This is a genomic window from Nocardioides sp. WS12 (assembly GCF_014108865.1).
In the GTDB taxonomy this organism is placed as follows: domain Bacteria; phylum Actinomycetota; class Actinomycetes; order Propionibacteriales; family Nocardioidaceae; genus Nocardioides.
This window is the reverse complement of sequence record NZ_CP053928.1, coordinates 3,151,476-3,169,962: the sequence shown is the minus strand read 5'-3', so window position 1 is coordinate 3,169,962 and position 18,487 is coordinate 3,151,476. Positions and strand designations below refer to the sequence as shown.

The following is an 18,487-nucleotide window of genomic DNA, read 5'->3' as shown; positions in this document are numbered from 1 at the left end:
GCCGTAAGTGAGTGCGCTGGAGATCGCCGCGGTCCTGATCGCCGGCGTGGGTGCCGGGACGATCAACGCGGTGGTCGGTTCCGGCACGCTGATCACGTTCCCGACGCTGCTCGCCATCGGCATTCCGCCGGTGACGGCGAACATGTCCAACAGCCTCGGCCTCGTGCCGGGATCGGTGGCGGGTGCGGTCGGGTACCGCCGCGAGCTCGCAGGCCAGCGCGCGCGGGTGCTGCGGCTGCTGGTGTGGTCGACCTCCGGGGGCGTGCTCGGCGCGGTGCTGCTCCTGGTGCTGCCACCTGACGCCTTCGAGGCCGTCGTACCCGTGCTGATCCTGTTGGGCGTCACGCTCGTCGCCCTGCAGCCACGTCTGTCAGCCATGGTGGCCGCCCGTGCCGAACGTCGAGGCACCACCGACGGCGACTCCGACGCGGAGTTGATCACCGGCGCCTGGTGGGTGTCGGTCGCCGTCTTCGGGACCGGTGTCTACGGCGGCTACTTCGGCGCCGCGCAGGGCGTGATCCTGATGGGCATCCTGGGCATTGGCGTCACCGACGCCCTGCAGCGCCTCAACGGCGTCAAGAACGTCCTGGTTGCCGTGGTCAACGGCGTCGCCGGACTGATATTCGTGGCCGTCGCCGAGCTCGGCCTGTTCGGCATCGAAGCCGACGTCGACTGGCTCGTGGTCGCCGTGATCGCCGTGGGTGCGGTGATCGGCGGATTCCTCGGTGCCGCGGTCGGGCGCAAACTGCCGTCCGTCGCGCTGCGGGGGATCATCGTCGTGGTCGGCCTCGTGGCCGTCACGGTCATCGTCCTGCAGTGACCGGAGGACTACTTCCCGCGGTTCAGCACCAGTCCCGCAGCGCCGGCTCCGACCGCGCCGACAGCGGCACCGATCAGCATGGCGCCGCTGAGCTTCGAGACCGTCCGTGAGGTCAGTTCGACGGCGCCGCTGGCTGCGTCCGAACCGTCGACCGCGATGCCGACCAGGGTGAGGTTGCGGCGCAGGGCGCCCTTCGACACGAGCGTGACCGCGCCCAGCGCGATCTCGCGGGCCCCGAACATCCGGCCGAAGTAGCCCAGTTGCGGGTTGTTGGCGGGGTCGAGACCGAAGGCCTTGGCCGTCGGCGCCGGGGCGACGAGAGCGCCCACGCCGATCGCGATGCGGCCGAGGGACAGTCCAGTGACGGGATCCATGCCACCGAGACTAGAGCAGCATGAAAGAGTTGGGCCATGACGACTCCGACGTGGGGCCAGCAGCCCGACGAGCAGCCCCCGCCGCCGCCGACGCAGCCCTATGGCCAGTACGGGCAGTACGGCCAGCCTGTCGGCCAGCCGGTGGCCCCGCCGTACGGCCAGCCCGTCGGCCCGCCGCAGCCGTACGTCTTCACGCCGCCGGCGCCGACCAACGGCATGGCGATCGCCTCGCTGATCGTCAGCATCCTGTCGCTCACGGCCTGCGTGGGCGCGACCGGTTTCATCGGCGCGATCCTCGGTCACATGGCGAAGGGTCAGATCCGACGCAACAACGAGCAGGGTGGCGGCATCGCCACCGCCGGTGTCATCGTCGGGTGGGCCGGGTTCGCGCTGTTCGTGATCGGCGTCGGCATCATCGTGGCGATCGCGATCTTCGCGGGCGAGTCGTACGACGACTGCTACAACGACTACGGCGCCTACACCTGCTGACGGATCGGCATCTGCCGGTCAGCTGACGTAGGTGCGCAGCCAGCGGTCGATCTCGGCGTAGGCAGCGGCACGGGCAGTGCTGCGCGACAGGACGACGTCGTGCAGCGCCCCGGGCACGGCCACGTAGGTCACGTGCGTCCCGATCGCTGTCGACCAGCGCCTGATCTGCCGGACGTCGAGCACGATGTCGGTGCTGAAGACATCGCCCGCCATCTCCGACGCCGGTCCACTGCGGTCCGAGGACAGCACGAGCACCGGGGCCGCCACGGACAACCCGGCCTGAACCCGTGCGTGCCCCTGCCGAATCGCCCGCAGCCAGCCGAACCGGAGCGGGAACGACTCGACCGGCTTCCAGGTGAGATTGAAGTCCCACTCGCCCTCGTGATCACGATGCAGGCTGCGCACGTAGAAGCCGTTGACGTCGCGAGGCAGTTCGCGCAGCGGCTGGCGCTGGCCGACCCGGTCCAGGACAGCATTCGCGACGGGGGTGCGCAGCAGCGCCTTGCCCTGCAAGTCCAGCCACGGCGAGTTGAGCAGCAGGCCAGCGAGCTCCTTCGGCTGCCGCGCATCGGCCCACAACGCGACGATCAGCCCGCCCGTTGAGTGGCCGGACAGGACGACACGGGTGTGGCCGTCGCGCACCGTGATCCGTTCCCAGGCCGCGTCGAGCTCCTCGAAGTACTCGTCGAGGCTCGCGACGAAGGTCACCGACTGGTGGGGGCGGATCGACCGGCCGTACTTGCGCAGGTCCAGGCCGTACATGTCGTGACCGCGCTCGAGCCACCATTCGGCGTACTCGGTGTGGAAGAAGTAGTCAGAGAATCCGTGCACGTGCAGCGTGGCCAGCTCGGTGGGGGAGTCGACCCGTCGGCTCACCAGCGTGGCGACGACCTCACCCTCGAAGTCATCGGCGAGAGGGATCGTCTCGGCCTGCCACGGCTCTCCGAGGATGTCGCTCGCCAGCTCGGTGCCCAATGAATTCTCCTCGGTCAATGTCACGAGTAGGTGGACCCGGTCCGGCCAAGGGGGGTTGGTCGGACCGGGCCCGCGGACAGGCTACCCCTGCGTAGTCTGGGGAGATGGAGCCACCGGTGTCGGGCGTGCCGTCCGCCGCGGACGGCGAACAGATCCTGCTCGCGGAACTCCGGGCCCGCCTGCAGGTTCGTGGCAAGGTCCCGCCGCTGCCTGAGGGGTGGCGACACCAGTCGGCCATGCTCGCCGCGGAGGGCTTCGAGTACGGCGGCGACTTCATCGTGGCCGACCTCGACCCGAAGCGCCGAGTGCTCCAGATGGTCCTCGTCGACGTGTGCGGGCACGGCGTCACCGCGGTGCCGGTCGCCCTCCAGTTCGCCGGGGCGCTGCAGAGCCTGATCACGGTCGTGCACCCGGAAGAGTTGCTCGGAGCCGCCAACGCCTACCTGCTGCGGCAGCCGTCGGACGAGAGCTTCGCTACCGCCGTACACGTGGAAGTGGAACTGGACTCAGGGCGCTACTGGATCCGCAGCGCTGGACATCCACCTGCGTTGCGTTGGGTGCCGGCCGAGAAGGGCTGGGAGATCGACAACGCCCGCGGGACCGCGCTGGGCGTCTCGGAGACCCCGGAGGTCCACGACAGCGTGGGTCAGCTGGCACCGGGGGAGGCGCTGTTGTTCTACACCGACGGTGTCGTCGAGTCCCGCTCGGCGGACATCGGTGACGGCATCGACTGGCTCCGGGAGACCGCTCGGGACGCGGTCATGGCCGCGTGGGACGGTGCCGCGCGGCGGATCATCGACCTGGTGCAGCGCGGCGAGGACGACCGCGCCGTCCTCATCCTGCAGCGCGCCTGACCAGCGCCTGACCTGCGCCTGACCCGTCCGGGAACAGGCGCGGAGTGTGCTGCGGAATACCCATGTGGCACGCTTCGTTGGAGATAGGTGACACGGCAACTGACCGTGGTCACCGGGAAAGGACAGGCGTCATGGGCATCCAGATCGGGATCTTCAGCGTCGGGGACCTCACCGAGGACCCGACGACCGGCCGCACCCCGAGCGAGTACCAGCGGATCAAGGACACCGTCGCGATCGCGAAGAAGGCCGAGGACATCGGCCTCGACGTCTTCGCCACCGGCGAGCACCACAACCCGCCGTTCATCGCGTCCAACCCGACCGCGACGCTCGCCTACATCGGCGCCCAGACCTCGAAGCTCCTGCTCTCGACCGCCACCACGCTGATCACGACGACCGACCCGGTGCTGATCGCCGAGGACTACGCAAAGATCCAGCACCTCACGGACGGTCGGGTCGACCTGATGCTCGGCCGCGGCAACACCGGCCCGGTCTACCCGTGGTTCGGCAAGGACATCCGCCAGGGCATCAACCTCGCCGTCGAGAACTACGCGCTCCTGCGGCGCCTGTGGAGCGAGGACGTCGTCGACTGGGAGGGCCGCTTCCGCACGCCTCTCCAGGGCTACACCTCGACCCCGCGGCCGCTCGACGGCGTCGCGCCCTTCGTGTGGCACGGCTCGATCCGCAGCCCCGAGATCGCCGAGCAGGCCGCCTATTACGGCGACGGCTACTTCCACAACCACATCTTCTGGCCCGCGTCCCACGCGGCGCAGATGGTGCGGCTCTATCGCGACCGCTTCGCGCACTACGGCCACGGCACCGCGGAGCAGGCGATCGTCGGCCTCGGCGGCCAGTTCTTCATGCGAAAGAACAGCCAGGACGCCATCAACGAGTTCCGGCCCTACTTCGACAACGCCCCCGTCTACGGCCACGGCCCGTCCCTGGAGGACTTCTCGGCGCAGACCCCGCTGACCGTGGGCTCGCCGCAGCAGGTGCTCGAGCGGACCCTGTCCTTCCGGGAGTACGCCGGCGACTACCAGCGCCAGCTGTTCCTGGTCGACCACGCCGGACTGCCCCTCAAGACGGTCCTCGAGCAACTCGACCTGCTGGGCGAGATCCTGCCCGCGATGCGCGCCGGGTTCGCCGAAGGCCGACCGGGCGACGTACCGGATGCACCGACCCACCCCGCAACTGTCCGTCAGGAGGAGACCCCGTGAAGAAGATCGTCGTCGTGTCGGCCGGCTTGTCCGTGCCGTCCTCGACCCGGCTCCTCGCCGACCAGATCGGCGCAGCCACGGAGCGGGCGATCCGGGCGCGCGGCGAAGAGGTCGAGATCCAGCACGTCGAACTCCGCCCGCTCGCGCACGCGCTGGCCGACCACCTGCTGACGGGCTTCCCGACCGGCGACCTGGCCACCGCGCTCGACGCGGTGCACCACGCGGACGGCGTCATCGTCGTCACGCCGGTGTTCTCGGCGTCGTACTCGGGTCTGTTCAAGACGTTCTTCGACGTCCTCGAGCCGGGTGCGCTCGACGGGACTCCGGTGCTCGTCGCGGCCACCGCGGGGACATCGCGCCACAGCCTGGTGCTGGACCACGCGCTGCGGCCGCTGTTCGCCTACCTTCGGGCCGTTGTGGTGCCGACGGGTGTGTTTGCCGCGAGCGAGGACTTCGGTTCGACCGCTGACGGCTCGCTGGGCAAGCGCATCGAGCGCGCGTCGTCCGAGCTGGCCACCCTGGTCGGCGGCGCCGCGTCGGCTCCGGCCACGACCGGTCCCGTGTCGTTCGAGGATCTGCTCCGCGAACCTGGGGGCCATACGGCACGATGAAGGTCCCAGCACCGTCGTGACAGGAGCGTCATGCGCCGTACCGTGTTCAACGAGGACCACGAAGCCTTCCGCAAGACCTTGCGGTCGTTCATCGAGGCAGAGGTCGCTCCGCACTACCAGGAGTGGTACGACGCCGGCATCGTGCCGCGCGAGTTCTACCTGAAGCTCGCCGAGCTGGGGCTGTTCGGCATCGAGGTGCCCGAGGAGTACGGCGGCGCGGGGATCAACTCGTTCAAGTTCGCCGCGGTGCAGTACGAAGAGACCTCGCGGGCCGCGGTCAGCTTCGGCGGCTCCGGTGTGCACGTCGCGCTGTGCCTGCCGTACCTGCTCAAGCTCGGCACCCCGGAGCAGCTCGCGCGCTGGATGCCGGGCTTCGTCTCCGGTGAGGAGATGTACGCGATCGCGATGACCGAGCCGGGCGCGGGCTCCGACCTCGCGGGCATGCGCACGACCGCGCGCAAGGACGGCGACGGCTACGTCCTCAACGGCGCCAAGACGTTCATCACCGGCGGCGTGAACGCCGACCGGATGATCGTGTGTGCGCGCACCGCGCCGGCAGAGGAGAACGACCGGCGCTTCGGCATCTCGCTGTTCGTGGTCGACACCAAGGCCGAGGGGTACTCCGTCGGTCGCAAGCTCGACAAGATCGGCCTGCGGACCTCCGACACCGCCGAGCTGGCGTTCAGCGACGTCTTCATCCCGGCCAATCAGTTGCTCGGCGAGGAGCACCAGGGCTTCAAGTACCTCGGCCAGAATCTCCCTCAGGAGCGGCTCGGCATCGCGTACGGCGCCTACGCCCAGGCCGCGGCGGCCGTCCGGTTCGCCCAGCAGTACGTCGAGGAGCGGATCGTCTTCGGCACGCCGGTCGCGCACTTCCAAAACACCAAGTTCGAGCTCGCGGCCTGCCAGGCCGAGGTCGACGCTGCCCAGGCCGTTGCCGACCGGGCACTGGAGGCACTCGACGCCGACGAGCTCACGCCCGCCGACGCCGCGTCCGCCAAGTTGTTCTGCACCGAGGTCGCCAGCCGGGTCATCGACCGCTGCCTGCAGCTCCACGGTGGCTACGGCTACATGAACGAGTACCCGATTGCCCGGTTGTACGCCGACAACCGGGTCAACCGGATCTACGGAGGCACGTCCGAGGTGATGAAGTTGATCATCGCCAAGCAGATGGGCCTGTAACCATTGGCCGAGCGCGTCTCCGGCGCAGAATTAGGGGCAGCAAGCTGCCATCGGCGCCTCCCGCCGCGCTGCCGGCCCGAACTCAGAACGCGTAGGTCCCCGTCAGGATCGCGCGGCCGAGCGTCTTGAACGCCAGGTTGAAGCTCACGACGGCCGGCGTGGCTGTGGAATCGACACCCAGGTTCGATTCCTTCACGGCGTGCACCACGAAGAAGTAGCGGTGCACCTGGTCGCCCTCGGGCGGTGCCGCGCCGCCGAACTCGGCGGTGCCGAAGTCGTTGCGGATGTGGAACGCGCCGTCCGGGAGCGTGTCGTCGGAGTCGCCCGCACCGGTGGGCAGGCTGGTCACGTCAGCCGGGATGTCGACGACGACCCAGTGCCAGAACCCGCTGGGAGTGGGCGCATCGGGGTCGAAGCAGGTGACGACATAGCTCTGGGTGCCTTCCGGGCCGGGCTCCCAGCTCAGTTCGGGTGAGGTGTTGCCGGCGGCGTGGACCTGCGCCTCCGTGAGGGGTTGTCCGTCGATGACGTCGTTGCTCGTCACCGTGAAGGACGCAACGGCAGGAAGCAGGGGATACGGGTCCGGACTGACCGGGCGCTCGAGGCTCATGCAGTCGAAGTTAGTCCGGAAACTGGCCCCATGTCACCGAGGGGTACGGGCGTGGCGGGAGAATGCTCCCGTGAGCGACTTTCCCCCGTACCCGTCCGGCCTTCGTCTTGCCGGACGCCGCGTCCTCGTCGTGGGCGGCGGCCACGTCGCCCAACGCCGAGTTCCGCAACTGATTGCCGTGGGCGCGGACGTCCACGTCGTGTCTCCTGACGTCACGATGGCGATCGAGGGACTGGTCGGCTCCGACGAAATCACCTGGCACCAGCGGCCGTTCGCGGACACGGACCTCGAGGGCGCCTGGTACGTCATCGCGGTGACGGACGACCGCGAGGTCAACGACCACGTCTCGGCCCTGTGCGAAGCCCATCGGATCTTCTGCGTCCGCTCCGACGACGCCACCCTCGGCACGGCGTGGACGCCCGCCGTGGGCCGCGAGGCCGGCATCACCATCGCCGTGGTCGGCAACCGCGACCCGCGCCGTTCCGTTGCCGTACGCGACGAGATCCTGGCCGGACTTCGCGACGGCACCATTGCTGCTCCGCACCACCGCGAGGGACTTCCCGAGCGCACCCCCGGAGTGACCCTCGTCGGCGGCGGACCCGGCGACCCCGAGCTGATCTCCATCGCGGGCCGCAAGGCCCTGATGGCCGCGGATGTCGTGGTGGCCGACCGGCTCGCGCCCCGGGAACTGCTGGGTGACCTGCCGTCCGACGTCGAGCTGATCGACGTCTCCAAACTGCCCCGCGGCCGCTCGGCCCAGCAGGAGGAGATCAACCGCGTGATCGTCGAGCGCGCCCTCGCGGGCAAGCGGGTGGTGCGCTTCAAGGGTGGCGACAACTTCGTCTTCGGTCGCGGCTATGAGGAGATCCTTGCCTGCCGTGAGGCCGGTGTGCCGGTCACGGTGATCCCCGGCCTGACCTCACCCGTTGCCGTTCCGGCGATTGCGGGCATCCCGGTGACCCACCGCGGCATCACCCACGAGTTCAGTGTCGTCTCCGGCCACCTGCCGCCCGGCCACCCCGAGTCACTCGTCAACTACGACGCGCTCGGCAAGATGCAGGGCACGGTCGTCGTGATGATGGGTGTCGAGAACGCCCCCAAGATCGCCGAGGCCCTGATCGCCGGCGGTCGGGCGGCAACCCTTCCGGTCGCGGTGATCTGCGACGGCACGATGCCGACCCAGCGCACCGTCCTCGCGACCCTCGCCACCCTCGGCACCCGCCTCCAGGAGGAGTCGGTCAAGCCACCCGCGATCATCGTGATCGGCGAGGTCGTCGCAATCGCCCATCCCGACGCGTACTGAGGTCCGCGTGGCTGACCTGGTCGAGATCGCCGACGCCGCCGATCCGCGGCTCGCTGACTACCGCGACCTGCGCGACGTCGAACTGCGCAAGAACCTCGAAGCCGAACACGGACTGTTCCTCGCCGAGGGCGAGAAGGTCGTACGACGCGCGATCGAGGCCGGATTCACCGCGCGGTCCTTCCTGATGGCACCGCGCTGGCTCGACGGACTGGCCGACGTCCTCGATCGGTCCGACGCGCCGTGCTTCGTCGTCGCCGAAGACATGGCGGAGGAGGTGACCGGGTTCCACGTGCACCGTGGCGCCCTGGCCTCGCTCGAACGCCGACCGCTGCCACCGGTCGAGGACGTGCTCGCGGGGGCGCGCTCGGTCCTGGTGCTCGAGGACATCGTTGACCACACCAACGTCGGAGCGATCCTCCGTTCGGGAGCGGCTTTCGAGTTCGACGCGGTGTTGCTGGCTCCACGGTGTGCCGATCCGCTGTATCGCCGCTCGATCAAGGTCGCGATGGGCGCGGTGTTCACGATGCCGTGGACGCGCGTTCCCGATTGGTACGACGCCCTGCCGGCCTTGAGTCGCGCCGGCTTCACCACCGTGGCGATGACTCTCGCGCCGGACGCCGTACCGATTGAGGAAGCGGTGCAGGGACTCGACAAGGTCGCCCTGGTCCTCGGGTCGGAAGGCCACGGTCTGTCCCCGCGGTGGGAGGAATCGGCGGATCGGCGGGCGATCATCCCCATGGCTCCCGGCATCGATTCACTCAACGTCGCGGCCGCCACAGCGGTGGCTTGCTACGTGACTGCTCGACGCTGACAGCGTGTAGCACTTTCTTCCGCGGCCGCGGGGGCCTAACCTCCCTTTCATGGCAAACGAGAACACGTTCTACCCGCCCGTCCCGGTCGTGGTCTGGGGCACCGGCAACATGGGACGGGCGTCCATTCGCGCGGTGGCGGCCCATCCTGACCTGGTGCTGGCAGCGGTCATCGTGGCCGACGAGGCCAAGGTCGGCCGCGACGCAGGCGACCTGGCCGACCTCGGCCGGACTCTCGACGTGGCGGCGACGAACGACATCGATGCCGCGCTCGCCACCCTGAGCGGCGGGGGAGCGGTCGCCTACGCGGCCTCCGGTGAACTGCGCCCGGACGAGGCGGCCGTCGACATCGCGCGTGCGCTCAGCGGGGGCGCCGTCGTCGTCACTCCGTCGATCTACGCGCTCTACGACCACCGCAGCGCACCCGACGAGCTCCGCGAGCCGCTGGAGAAGGCCTGCGCCGAAGGCGGCTCCGCACTGTTCGTGAGCGGCATCGACCCGGGCTGGGGCAACGACCTCCTGCCCGCACTCATCAGTGGCCTGTCCTCGGAGATCGAGCAGGTCCGCTGCCAGGAGATCTTCGACTACTCGACGTACGACGCGGAGGACTCGGTCCGCTATATCGTCGGCATGGGCCAGCCGATGGACTACGAGCCGATGATGGTGGCGGCCGGCATCCCGTCGATGGTGTGGGGCGGCCAGATCCGGATGATCGCCCGCGCCCTCGGTGTCGAGGTCGACGAACTTCGCGAGACCGTCGAGCGGCGGGCGCTCGACGCCACCGTGACCACCGCACTCGGCGACTTTGAGGCCGGCACGCAAGGCGGATTGCGCTTCGAGGTGCAGGGCATCGTCGACGGCGAACCGCTGATCGTGATCGAGCACGTCACGCGGATCACCGCGGCGTGCGCCTACGACTGGCCGATGCCGCCCGATGGTGGCGACGGCGCGCACCGCGTGATCATCGAAGGGCGCCCGCGCATCGAGATCAACGTGGAGGCAACCGACGAGGGCGGCAACCGGGCCGCGGGCGGCAATGCCACGGCGGCCAACCGGCTCGTGAACTCCATTCCGTGGCTGCGTTCCGCAGCACCCGGCCTGTACGACGGCCTGGACGTGCCGCTGCAGCCGAGCGTCTACCTCCGTGGAAAGGGCAAGTGACGTGTTCATCGACATCCCCGAGGGCAAGGACCCGATCCTCTACGTGTGGGGCGAGCTGGTGCCCGGCATCGGCCCGGCCGCATCGGCCTTCGCCATGAGCATCTACGAACACAGCACGCTCGGCCTGCGTGAGTTCGAGGCCGCGCGCCTGCGCATCGCGCAGATCAACGGCTGCCTGTTCTGCCAGGACTGGCGCACCGAACGCGACGGCGCCAAGGTCGAGGACACCTTCGACGACGCGGTCGGCGAGTGGCGCACGACGCGCGACTTCGACGACCGGACCCGGATCGCCGCGGAGTACGCCGAGCGGTTCGCGCTCGATCACCACGGACTCGACGAGGGCTTCTGGCAGCGGATGCGGGTGCACTACAGCGACCGTGAGATCGCGGAGCTCTCGATGTGCCTGGGTTCGTGGATCGGCTTCGGCCGGCTCAACCGGGTCCTGGGGCTCGACGCTGCCTGCGTCCTGCCCAGCCACGCCGGCCAGGCGTGAGCTCGGTCCGGGACGGCTAGGGGCGCAACAGCGTCGCGAACTTCGCGATCGACTCGTCGATGGCCTGCTGGCAGTGGGTCGACCACGTCCCCATGTCGAAGAACCCGTGGATCAGGCCGGGGTACGTGTGGTGCTCGACCTGGACGCCGGCCGCCACCAGCGCCTCGGCGTAGGCGATTCCTTCGTCGCGAAGGGGGTCGAACTCGGCCGTGATCACGACGGCCGGCGGCTGACCTGTGAGGTCACCGCGCAGCGGGGCAGCCAACGGGTCCTCGAAGTCCATGCCCGCCGCGGCGAAGTGACCCAGGAACCACAGCAGCGTGTCCGCCTCGAGGAACAGGCCCTTCGCGTTCTCCTCACGCGACGGGAAGTCACCGACGATGGCCGTGGTCGGGTAGATCAGCAACTGAGCAGCAATTCCGGGCACGTGTTGCGCGGCGACCGCTGAGAGGTTGCCACCGGCCGAGTCGCCCGCGACCGCGAGCACCTCGCTGCCGCCGTACTCGTCGAGACGGGACTGGATGTCGCGCACGGACGCGATCGCATCCCTGGGGGCGCTGGGGAACTTCGCCTCAGGAGCGAGGCGGTAGTCGACCGCCACCACGACGGACTGCGTGTCGCGGCAGATCGATCGGGCCATCGCCTCGTGGGTGTCGAGGTCGCCGAACACGAAGCCCCCGCCATGGAACAGGACGACCGTCGGAACCGGCCCGTCCGTCTCGGGGCGGAAGACCCGTGCGGTCAGCGGACCGTCGCCGCCGGCGACCTTGTCGTCCGTGACGGAAGCGACCTCGGCCATCGTTCCCGCCGGCCGGAGATCGACGGTGAGCTTGCGGTACGCGTCACGCGCATCGACAGGAGACATCGCGTGAACCGGGGTCCCCGCCGAGATCAGGGACAGGAGCGGGACGAGCTGGCGGTCGACAGGCATGTCCGGAAAGGTAACCCAGACGCCGCCCGAACTGGTCTCAGGTCGGCCAGTTGGCCGGAAAGTCGTCCGCTGCCGCTTCCTGCTGCTTGCGCAGCTTCTTCATCGCCTTCGCCGAGACCCGGTCACCGAAAACCGTGCCCAGGGTGTGGTCCGTCTCGTGCTGGAGGCACTTGGCCAGGAGCCCGTCGCCCTCGAAGCGAACCGGTTCACCGTCCAGCCCCTGGCCCTCCACAGCCGCGAAGTCCGGTCGTGCGCAGGGAACGAACGCCCCGGGGAACGACAGACACCCTTCCGCACTGTCGTCGAGGTAGCGGTCGTTGCCCTCAGGCAGGATCAGCGTCGGGTTGCACACCACGCCGATGACACGCTCGTCCTCGTCGTTGGGACAGTCGAAGACGAACATCGCCACGTCCTCGCCGATCTGGCAGGCAGCCAGGCCGACACCGTCGGCGGCGTACATCGTCGCAACCATGTCGGCCGCCAGCGCCCTCAGTTGGTCGTCGAAGACGGTGACGCGTTGCTGGGGACGATGCATGACCGGTGTGCCCCACCTGGTCATCGGCCGGATGGTGCCACCCCGGGGCAGTGGGCCGTACGGCGCCACCACGGTCTCGACCACTTCTTCGTTGCTGTCATCGCCCTTGCCCCACGCCATGGGGCAATCCTAGGAGCAGCGAGAACCGCGAACGTCAGTCCCCTCCGTGCGCCTCGCGCAGGTTCTGCGGCCATGGGAGGACCGGAAGTGCAGAACCAGCAGCGCCCGCGAGGGGCGACAGGGCGAGGCGATGGCCGTCGTGGGGCGCCCCGTCGTCGATCTTGATGTCCGGTTCGTGTGTTGGCGGAATGGGGTTGACGACGGAGACCGACCGGGTGGCCGGGGGGCGGTACCGGAGGACGGTGACCACCAGGCTCGGGGAGACGTTGCCCAAGTTGCCCTTGGCGGTGACGACACTGACCCGGAGCACCCTCTTGCCGGCAGTGCTGGCCAGAGTGCTCAACTTGTAGTAGCCCCCGCTCGCGGTTCGAGACGAGGACAGGTTGTACCACTTGCCGTCGACCCGCTTCTGCAATCGCACGATGACGTCCCGGTCGGCGGGAGCGATCCGACCCGTGACCACGATCTGCCGACCACGCCGCACCCTGTCCCTGGCGAGGGTGGCGCTGATCCTGCGCTTGACGGTGACCACCAGCGTCTTCGAGGTACTGCCCGCAAACGTCTCTCCCGGCAGAGTTCGGACCTGGTAAAGGGTCTGCTTCGCTGGGGTGATGCGGAACTGCCCATAGGTCGTCTTCAGGAAGGTACGGGCCGTGACATACCTGAAACTCGGGGTGCCGTACAAGCGCCGATAGAGGTGCACCGTCCCCGCTGTCCAGTCCGAGGCAACGACGCCGTCGGAGAAGCCGTAGCCGTCACCGAGCAGGTAGTGGTCCTGGCCGTGGATCAGGTTGATGCGGGTGACGTCGCGAATCACCGGCGCGTCGGTCTTGTGCTCCAGGGTGGCCGAGATGTAGGCCCCGGACCGAGCACCCTCGAAGTCGTAGATCCGGTCGCTGCCCGCGCTCGTGACCCGCATGTTGTCCATGGAGAAGGTGCGCCCGGTGCAGCCGTACGCGAAGCCGACGTAGGCGCCGTACCCGTCGGAGTCGTAGTCCAGTGCCAGGTCCGCGACAGTGCCCTGATAGCCCCTGTTCGGATCGACCTCATCCGTTTCAATGTCGAGGAATGCCCAACTGAACTCGATGTCAGCGAGGTCCCCGCTGCCTTGCCACCCTGAACTCCCGGCGAAGAGAGGGCTGAGGGCGAACCAGTATCCGTCCTCGTCGCCGAAGTTGTTGGGGTAGTACTGGGCGAGGGCGTAGCCGTCGGCGTTCGCATTCACCGGCGCATCGGGATGGAGCGTCGACCAGGTCACTGAGGCCAGTGCTGTCGGGTCCTGGACACGGGCGGTGAGCCCGGCCATCACGCCCGTGCCGTCGAACTGGAATCCCGTCGCCTGGTGACCGCGGGCGCCGCCAAGGCGATAGTCGTAGTAGTAGTTCGATGCTGGCTGACCGGGGCAACCGAAGGCCTCGTAGTAGATGTCGTCGTGGTCCTCGAAGCCGTGAATCGTCACGACCTCGAGCCCGACCGCGGCGCGAGTCGCTGCCACGGGGACAAGGGCAAGAAGTGAACTGGCGGTGACAGCTGCCAGGATCCGGCGAACGGTCCGCTGCATGATCCCCCCACGGGAGTTGGCAATGACGGCCACCCGAGGGCTCTTCTCTCGCAGCGTAGCCACGTGCCTTCCGGGCGTCTGCCCCTTCCTCTCCGACCATCGGAATCGTGGACATCGGCCCCACCCCGGTCCCTTTGGAAACGGGGACGAGCAACCTTCCGGTCTGCGAATGTGAAGACGTGTCGATCCACCGCGAACTCTCCGCGCTGGTCCGCCAGGCGGGCGTCGCCGTACTCGCGGACGCGAGCGAGTTCCGGGCCGCGTTCGACGACTTCGTGCTCGAGGGATCGGCCACTGAGGGCGACGCCAATCTGCTGACCGATGCGATTCGCCTGGGCGCGCTCGGACGCGTGATCGACCAGATCAGGCAGGGGGCAGATCCCAGCCTCGCGATCGAGGCCCAAGGGGTACGCCTGGCCCAGCAGCGCGGCACGCAGGAAGCGGCCGGCGCTCAATGGGCGCTGGCGGTGCTGACCCATGCCCGCGGCGACCTGGACGAGCAGACGCTCCTCGCGCGCTACCGGGCACCGTCGGATTCGATTCCGCGTCCCACGTTCCTGGAGACCCCACCGACACTCCAGCCGACCCGACCTCCGCCGACCATGGCGCCCCCTGTCACGCCCACTCCTGCGCCGACCATCGCGCCCACCATCGCGCCCACCGTTCCGCCGCCAGCCACGGCGGCCCAGCGCACCGAACAGTCCGCGCCCCGCGTGGAAGTGCCGCTGCCCACAACCACATCAGCTCGAAGGAAGAAGTCGGGGCGCCGCTTCGCCGTGGCCGCGGTGATCGGTGTCCTGGGTGTTGGTGGCGCCGCCGCGGCCGTGCTCTTGAATGTCGGCGACGAACCGCGAGTTGAGGCAGATCCTCCGACCGACGGACCAACGGAGCCCGACGTCAGCAGCGTCCCGTCGGGAACCCTGATGGCGCGCACCGATGTAGTGCCTGCGAAGACATCGGGCCAGGTCCTTCTGGCTGGCCGCCTGGGGGGCGTCACGGTGACCGCCCTGGGGCCGGTGGACAGCGTGGGTTCCGGTGACTCGGCCGAGGTTGCCGCGCAGGGGGAGCGGCTCGTCGCCTTCACCCTGGCCAAGGGGCCGTGCCAGAACAGCGGGAAGTGCCTTCCTTGGCAGGAACTCGGTCTGATGGTCGTGGTCGAGGGGAAGGCCCGGCCTGTACCCACCGGTGGTCCCACCTTCCTCGCCTCGGTCCCGGAAGATGCTGCCGTCGAGCTGCAGTACGACGCCGGAGACGGCTTCGACCAGCGCGTCTCGCTGATCGACGGAACCGCCACCGGCGAGAACATCGAGGTGCTGGCCCGCGCGAAACGGACTGTCACCGTGGGCAAGACCAAACCGCTCCGGGCCGGCGTCGAGACCGGTGGTTCCCGCTCGAGCGTCCAGTGGGAGGTGGAAGTCGACGAGGCGGAGTTGTTCTTCTTCGAGAAGAAGCTGGCAGTTGGTCGCCCCGACCTTGCCTATCTCCGGATCGGGGTGACCTATCGGGACCCTGACGGCAAGGTCCACGGCTTCTTCGCGCCGGAGCTGCACCTGCTGGGCCCGGGCGGCAAGGAGCTCGAGCGCCGCAACCTCGGCACCGCGGATGAGCCGAACGTCCTGTTCGTCGTTCCCGCCGACTACACCACCGGCGTCCTGGAGGTCCGGGGGACGCGAACCACGGGCTGCAGCGTCGGCGGGCTCAGGACCAGCTGCACGGTCACGCTGCCGAGGACGCCCTTCCGCGTCACCTTCCCGGACTGAAGCGCGGATCACACGCCGATTCGGCCGAAGGTGTAGCGCAATGTGTAACTCACAGTTACATTTACGGCATGTCCCTGATCAGCAACCTCAAGCCGGGCGGCAAGCACGGGGTTCCGAGCAACGAGAACCGAGACCCCATCGGTTACCTCGTCGCCGGCCTCAACAGGCTCGCCCAGAGCGATCTCCTCGACAAGGTCGGCCTGCGCAAGCAGACCGAGCAGGTCGTCTTCAATGTCACCCGCACCGGGTTCAAGGCCGCGACGAGCGCCAGCCGGACCTTCTCGAAGGCCGGCAAGAAGGGTCAGCCGGGCACCCGGCCGGCCTCTGCTCCGTCGACTGGCGTCTTCGACCTGACGCCCACCGAGGACGAGCAGATGCTCGTCGACCTGGTGTCCGAGTTCGCCGAGGAGGTCGTGCGCCCCGCTGCGTCGGCCGCTGACGCAGCGTGCGCCGCCCCCGAGGAGCTGCTCAAGTCGAGCCTCGAGATCGGCCTGCCGATCCTCGGCCTGCCCGAGGAGTTGGGTGGCGTCTCCGAGGAGCGCTCGGCCATGGCCGGCACCCTCGTCGCCGAGGCCCTCGCCAAGGGCGACATGGGCCTTGCGGTCGCGACCCTCGCGCCCGGCTCGGTCGCCACGGCCCTCGGCCTGTGGGGCACTGACGCCCAGCAGCAGACCTACCTCCCCGCCTTCACCGGCGACGAGGTCCCGGCCGCTGCCCTCGCACTCAACGAGGCGACCGTCCTGTTCGACGTCCTCAGCCCGGCGACCACCGCCACCAAGAGCGGCGACGGCTACGTCCTCAACGGCACCAAGAGCCTCGTGGTCCGCGGTGAGAGCGCCGAGCTCTTCATCGTCGGCGCCTCGCTCGACGGCAAGCCGGTGCTGTTCCTCGTCGAGTCCTCGACCGAGGGCCTCACCGTCGGTGGCGACCCCGCCATGGGTGTGCGCGCTGCGTCGATGACCACGCTGAACCTCGAGAACGTCAAGGTCCCCGCGGACGCCGTCCTCGGCGCCACCGACGGTACGACGTACACCGAGTGTGTGCGCCTCTCGCGCCTCGCCTGGTGTGCGCTCGCCGTGGGCACCGCGCAGGCCGTGCTCGACTACGTCGGCCCGTACGTCAAGGGACGCGAAGCGTTCGGCGAGCCGATCGCGCACCGCCAGTCGGTCGCCTTCATGGTCGCCAACATCGCGATCGAACTGCAGGCCATGCGCCTGCTGACCTACCGCGCCGCCTCGCGGGCCGCCGCCGGCAAGGACTTCTCCAAGGAGGTCGCGCTCGCGCGGCGCCTCTGCAGCGAGAAGGGCATGCAGATCGGTAACGACGGCGTGCAGTTGCTCGGTGGACACGGATTCGTCAAGGAGCACCCGGTCGAGCGTTGGTACCGCGACCTGCGTGCCATCGGCATCATGGAAGGAACGGTGCTGGTCTGATGGCCATCAACCTGGAAGTTCCCCGGAAGCACCGGGCGCTCATCGATCAGGCCCACCAGGTCGCGATGAACATGCTGCGGCCGATCTCCCGCAAGTACGACCTCGCCGAGCACGAGTACCCCAAGGAACTCGATGTCCTCGCCGCAATGATCGACGGCCTGTCGGAGTCCGGTGCCAGCGAAGGTGCCGGCGCGACCGGTGTCCGTCGCGACGACATCGCCGACGACAAGACCGTGAAGAACGGCGCCAACATGGCGTCGGTGACCTCGATCGCCGAGATGTGCTGGGGCGACGTCGGCCTCATGCTGTCGTTCCCGCGCCAGGGCCTCGGCAACTCCGCCATCGCCTCGGTCGCGGACGACGAGCAGCTCAAGCGGTTCGAAGGCAAGTGGGCCTCGATGGCCATCACCGAGCCGTCCTTCGGGTCCGACTCGGCGCAGGTCTCGACGACCGCGGTCCTCGACGGCGACGAATACGTCATCAACGGCGAGAAGATCTTCGTCACCTCCGGCGAGCGCTCCGACTGCGTCGTCGTGTGGGCCACCCTCGACAAGTCGCTCGGTCGCGCCGCGATCAAGTCCTTCGTCGTCGAGAAGGGCACGCCCGGCCTGAAGGTCGAGCGGCTCGAGGAGAAGCTCGGCATCCGTGCCTCCGACACCGCGGTGATCACCTTCACCGACTGCCGTGTGCCGAAGGCGAACCTGATGGGTTCCCCCGAGGTCAACGTCGAACAGGGCTTCGCCGGCGCCATGGCGACCTTCGACAACACCCGTCCGCTGGTGGCCGCGATGGCCGTCGGCACGGCGCGTGCGTCGCTCGACCTGACGCGTGACCTGCTCAAGCAGGCCGGCGTCGAGATCGACTACGACCGTCCGGCGTACCTCCAGCACGCTGCCGCTGCGAAGTTCCTGCAGCTCGAGGCAGACCTCGAGGGTGCGCGCCTGCTCACCCTCCAGGCCGCGTGGATGGCGGACAACCGCAAGCCGAACTCGCTCGAGGCCTCCATGGCCAAGGCGAAGGCCGGCCGCGTCGGTTCGGACGTGACGCTGTCCTGTGTCGAGCTGTGCGCCTCCATCGGCTACAGCGAGACCGAGCTGCTCGAGAAGTGGGCCCGCGACTCGAAGATCCTCGACATTTTCGAGGGCACCCAGCAGATCCAGCAGCTGATCGTGGCTCGCCGGGTGCTGAACCTCTCGAGCTCCGAGCTCAAGTGATCCGAAGCAGTTCCTGGTCGGTCCGTCCCGCGGTAGCG

The 18,487-nt window shown here is 68.8% G+C and carries 19 protein-coding genes; 13 read left to right on the top strand and 6 right to left on the bottom strand.

Features of this window, described 5'->3' with window-relative positions:
- Window positions 1-7 precede the first annotated feature (7 nt).
- Complete coding sequence (locus tag HRC28_RS15425; RefSeq protein ID WP_182376366.1) at window positions 8-820, top strand: sulfite exporter TauE/SafE family protein; 813 nt, start codon at window positions 8-10, stop codon at window positions 818-820.
- An 8-nt stretch (window positions 821-828) separates the two neighbouring features.
- Here HRC28_RS15425 and HRC28_RS15420 read toward each other — a convergent pair whose 3' ends face one another.
- Window positions 829-1,194 (bottom strand): hypothetical protein, encoded by a 366-nt coding sequence (locus HRC28_RS15420; RefSeq protein WP_182376365.1) that lies wholly within the window; start codon window positions 1,192-1,194, stop codon window positions 829-831.
- A gap of 36 nt (window positions 1,195-1,230) precedes the next feature.
- Here HRC28_RS15420 and HRC28_RS15415 point away from each other — a divergent pair, with 36 nt between their 5' ends.
- Window positions 1,231-1,683, top strand: coding sequence for a DUF4190 domain-containing protein (locus HRC28_RS15415; protein WP_182376364.1), 453 nt, complete (start codon window positions 1,231-1,233; stop codon window positions 1,681-1,683).
- Window positions 1,684-1,701: 18 nt separating this feature from the next.
- Here the strand turns inward: HRC28_RS15415 and HRC28_RS15410 are convergent, their stop codons facing one another.
- Window positions 1,702-2,658, bottom strand: a complete 957-nt coding sequence (locus HRC28_RS15410; protein ID WP_237111510.1) for an alpha/beta hydrolase — start codon at window positions 2,656-2,658, stop codon at window positions 1,702-1,704.
- 104 nt (window positions 2,659-2,762) lie between these two features.
- Here HRC28_RS15410 and HRC28_RS15405 point away from each other — a divergent pair, with 104 nt between their 5' ends.
- The 4 genes from HRC28_RS15405 to HRC28_RS15390 all read left to right on the top strand — a co-directional run bounded on the left by HRC28_RS15405 (window position 2,763) and on the right by HRC28_RS15390 (window position 6,519).
- Entirely contained in the window at window positions 2,763-3,512 is a 750-nt protein-coding gene (locus HRC28_RS15405; RefSeq protein WP_182376363.1) for a PP2C family protein-serine/threonine phosphatase, read from the top strand.
- 137 nt (window positions 3,513-3,649) lie between these two features.
- Window positions 3,650-4,726 carry an LLM class flavin-dependent oxidoreductase gene (locus HRC28_RS15400; RefSeq protein ID WP_182380676.1) on the top strand — a complete coding sequence of 359 codons (1,077 nt, stop codon included), beginning with the start codon at window positions 3,650-3,652 and terminating at the stop codon, window positions 4,724-4,726.
- The gene (locus HRC28_RS15395) at window positions 4,723-5,337 is read left to right on the top strand and encodes an FMN reductase (RefSeq protein ID WP_182376362.1); all 615 of its coding nucleotides are present in this window, start codon (window positions 4,723-4,725) and stop codon (window positions 5,335-5,337) included. The genes HRC28_RS15400 and HRC28_RS15395 overlap by 4 nt, the downstream gene beginning before the upstream one ends.
- A gap of 30 nt (window positions 5,338-5,367) precedes the next feature.
- Window positions 5,368-6,519, top strand: coding sequence for an acyl-CoA dehydrogenase family protein (locus HRC28_RS15390; RefSeq protein ID WP_182376361.1), 1,152 nt, complete (start codon window positions 5,368-5,370; stop codon window positions 6,517-6,519).
- 82 nt (window positions 6,520-6,601) lie between these two features.
- Here the strand turns inward: HRC28_RS15390 and HRC28_RS15385 are convergent, their stop codons facing one another.
- Window positions 6,602-7,129, bottom strand: a complete 528-nt coding sequence (locus HRC28_RS15385) for a YbhB/YbcL family Raf kinase inhibitor-like protein (protein ID WP_182376360.1) — start codon at window positions 7,127-7,129, stop codon at window positions 6,602-6,604.
- Between the two features lie 70 nt (window positions 7,130-7,199).
- On the opposite strand from HRC28_RS15385, the gene cobA reads away from it, so the two are divergent.
- From cobA to HRC28_RS15365, 4 genes are read left to right on the top strand one after another with little or no spacing between them, the layout of a single operon-like run.
- Window positions 7,200-8,432, top strand: a complete 1,233-nt coding sequence (cobA, locus tag HRC28_RS15380; RefSeq protein WP_237111509.1) for a uroporphyrinogen-III C-methyltransferase — start codon at window positions 7,200-7,202, stop codon at window positions 8,430-8,432.
- A 7-nt stretch (window positions 8,433-8,439) separates the two neighbouring features.
- The gene (locus HRC28_RS15375) at window positions 8,440-9,243 is read left to right on the top strand and encodes an RNA methyltransferase (protein ID WP_182376358.1); all 804 of its coding nucleotides are present in this window, start codon (window positions 8,440-8,442) and stop codon (window positions 9,241-9,243) included.
- A 49-nt stretch (window positions 9,244-9,292) separates the two neighbouring features.
- Window positions 9,293-10,402 carry a dihydrodipicolinate reductase gene (locus tag HRC28_RS15370; protein ID WP_182376357.1) on the top strand — a complete coding sequence of 370 codons (1,110 nt, stop codon included), beginning with the start codon at window positions 9,293-9,295 and terminating at the stop codon, window positions 10,400-10,402.
- Window positions 10,386-10,895 carry a carboxymuconolactone decarboxylase family protein gene (locus HRC28_RS15365; RefSeq protein ID WP_237111508.1) on the top strand — a complete coding sequence of 170 codons (510 nt, stop codon included), beginning with the start codon at window positions 10,386-10,388 and terminating at the stop codon, window positions 10,893-10,895. Before HRC28_RS15370 ends, HRC28_RS15365 begins: the two co-directional genes overlap by 17 nt.
- A gap of 16 nt (window positions 10,896-10,911) precedes the next feature.
- Here HRC28_RS15365 and HRC28_RS15360 read toward each other — a convergent pair whose 3' ends face one another.
- From HRC28_RS15360 to HRC28_RS15350, 3 genes are read right to left on the bottom strand one after another with little or no spacing between them, the layout of a single operon-like run.
- Window positions 10,912-11,826 carry an alpha/beta hydrolase gene (locus tag HRC28_RS15360; RefSeq protein WP_182376356.1) on the bottom strand — a complete coding sequence of 305 codons (915 nt, stop codon included), beginning with the start codon at window positions 11,824-11,826 and terminating at the stop codon, window positions 10,912-10,914.
- A 37-nt stretch (window positions 11,827-11,863) separates the two neighbouring features.
- A complete protein-coding gene (gene def, locus HRC28_RS15355; protein WP_182376355.1) occupies window positions 11,864-12,481 on the bottom strand; it encodes a peptide deformylase in 618 nt (205 codons plus the stop codon).
- Between the two features lie 34 nt (window positions 12,482-12,515).
- The gene (locus HRC28_RS15350; protein WP_182376354.1) at window positions 12,516-13,976 is read right to left on the bottom strand and encodes a hypothetical protein; all 1,461 of its coding nucleotides are present in this window, start codon (window positions 13,974-13,976) and stop codon (window positions 12,516-12,518) included.
- A gap of 245 nt (window positions 13,977-14,221) precedes the next feature.
- Here HRC28_RS15350 and HRC28_RS15345 point away from each other — a divergent pair, with 245 nt between their 5' ends.
- The 3 genes from HRC28_RS15345 to HRC28_RS15335 all read left to right on the top strand — a co-directional run bounded on the left by HRC28_RS15345 (window position 14,222) and on the right by HRC28_RS15335 (window position 18,449).
- The gene (locus tag HRC28_RS15345) at window positions 14,222-15,802 is read left to right on the top strand and encodes a hypothetical protein (protein WP_182376353.1); all 1,581 of its coding nucleotides are present in this window, start codon (window positions 14,222-14,224) and stop codon (window positions 15,800-15,802) included.
- Between the two features lie 68 nt (window positions 15,803-15,870).
- Window positions 15,871-17,235 carry an acyl-CoA dehydrogenase family protein gene (locus tag HRC28_RS15340; protein WP_182376352.1) on the top strand — a complete coding sequence of 455 codons (1,365 nt, stop codon included), beginning with the start codon at window positions 15,871-15,873 and terminating at the stop codon, window positions 17,233-17,235.
- Window positions 17,235-18,449: an acyl-CoA dehydrogenase family protein gene (locus HRC28_RS15335; RefSeq protein WP_182376351.1), complete on the top strand. Its 1,215-nt coding sequence runs from the start codon at window positions 17,235-17,237 to the stop codon at window positions 18,447-18,449. Before HRC28_RS15340 ends, HRC28_RS15335 begins: the two co-directional genes overlap by 1 nt.
- The last annotated feature ends 38 nt before the right edge of the window (window positions 18,450-18,487 follow it).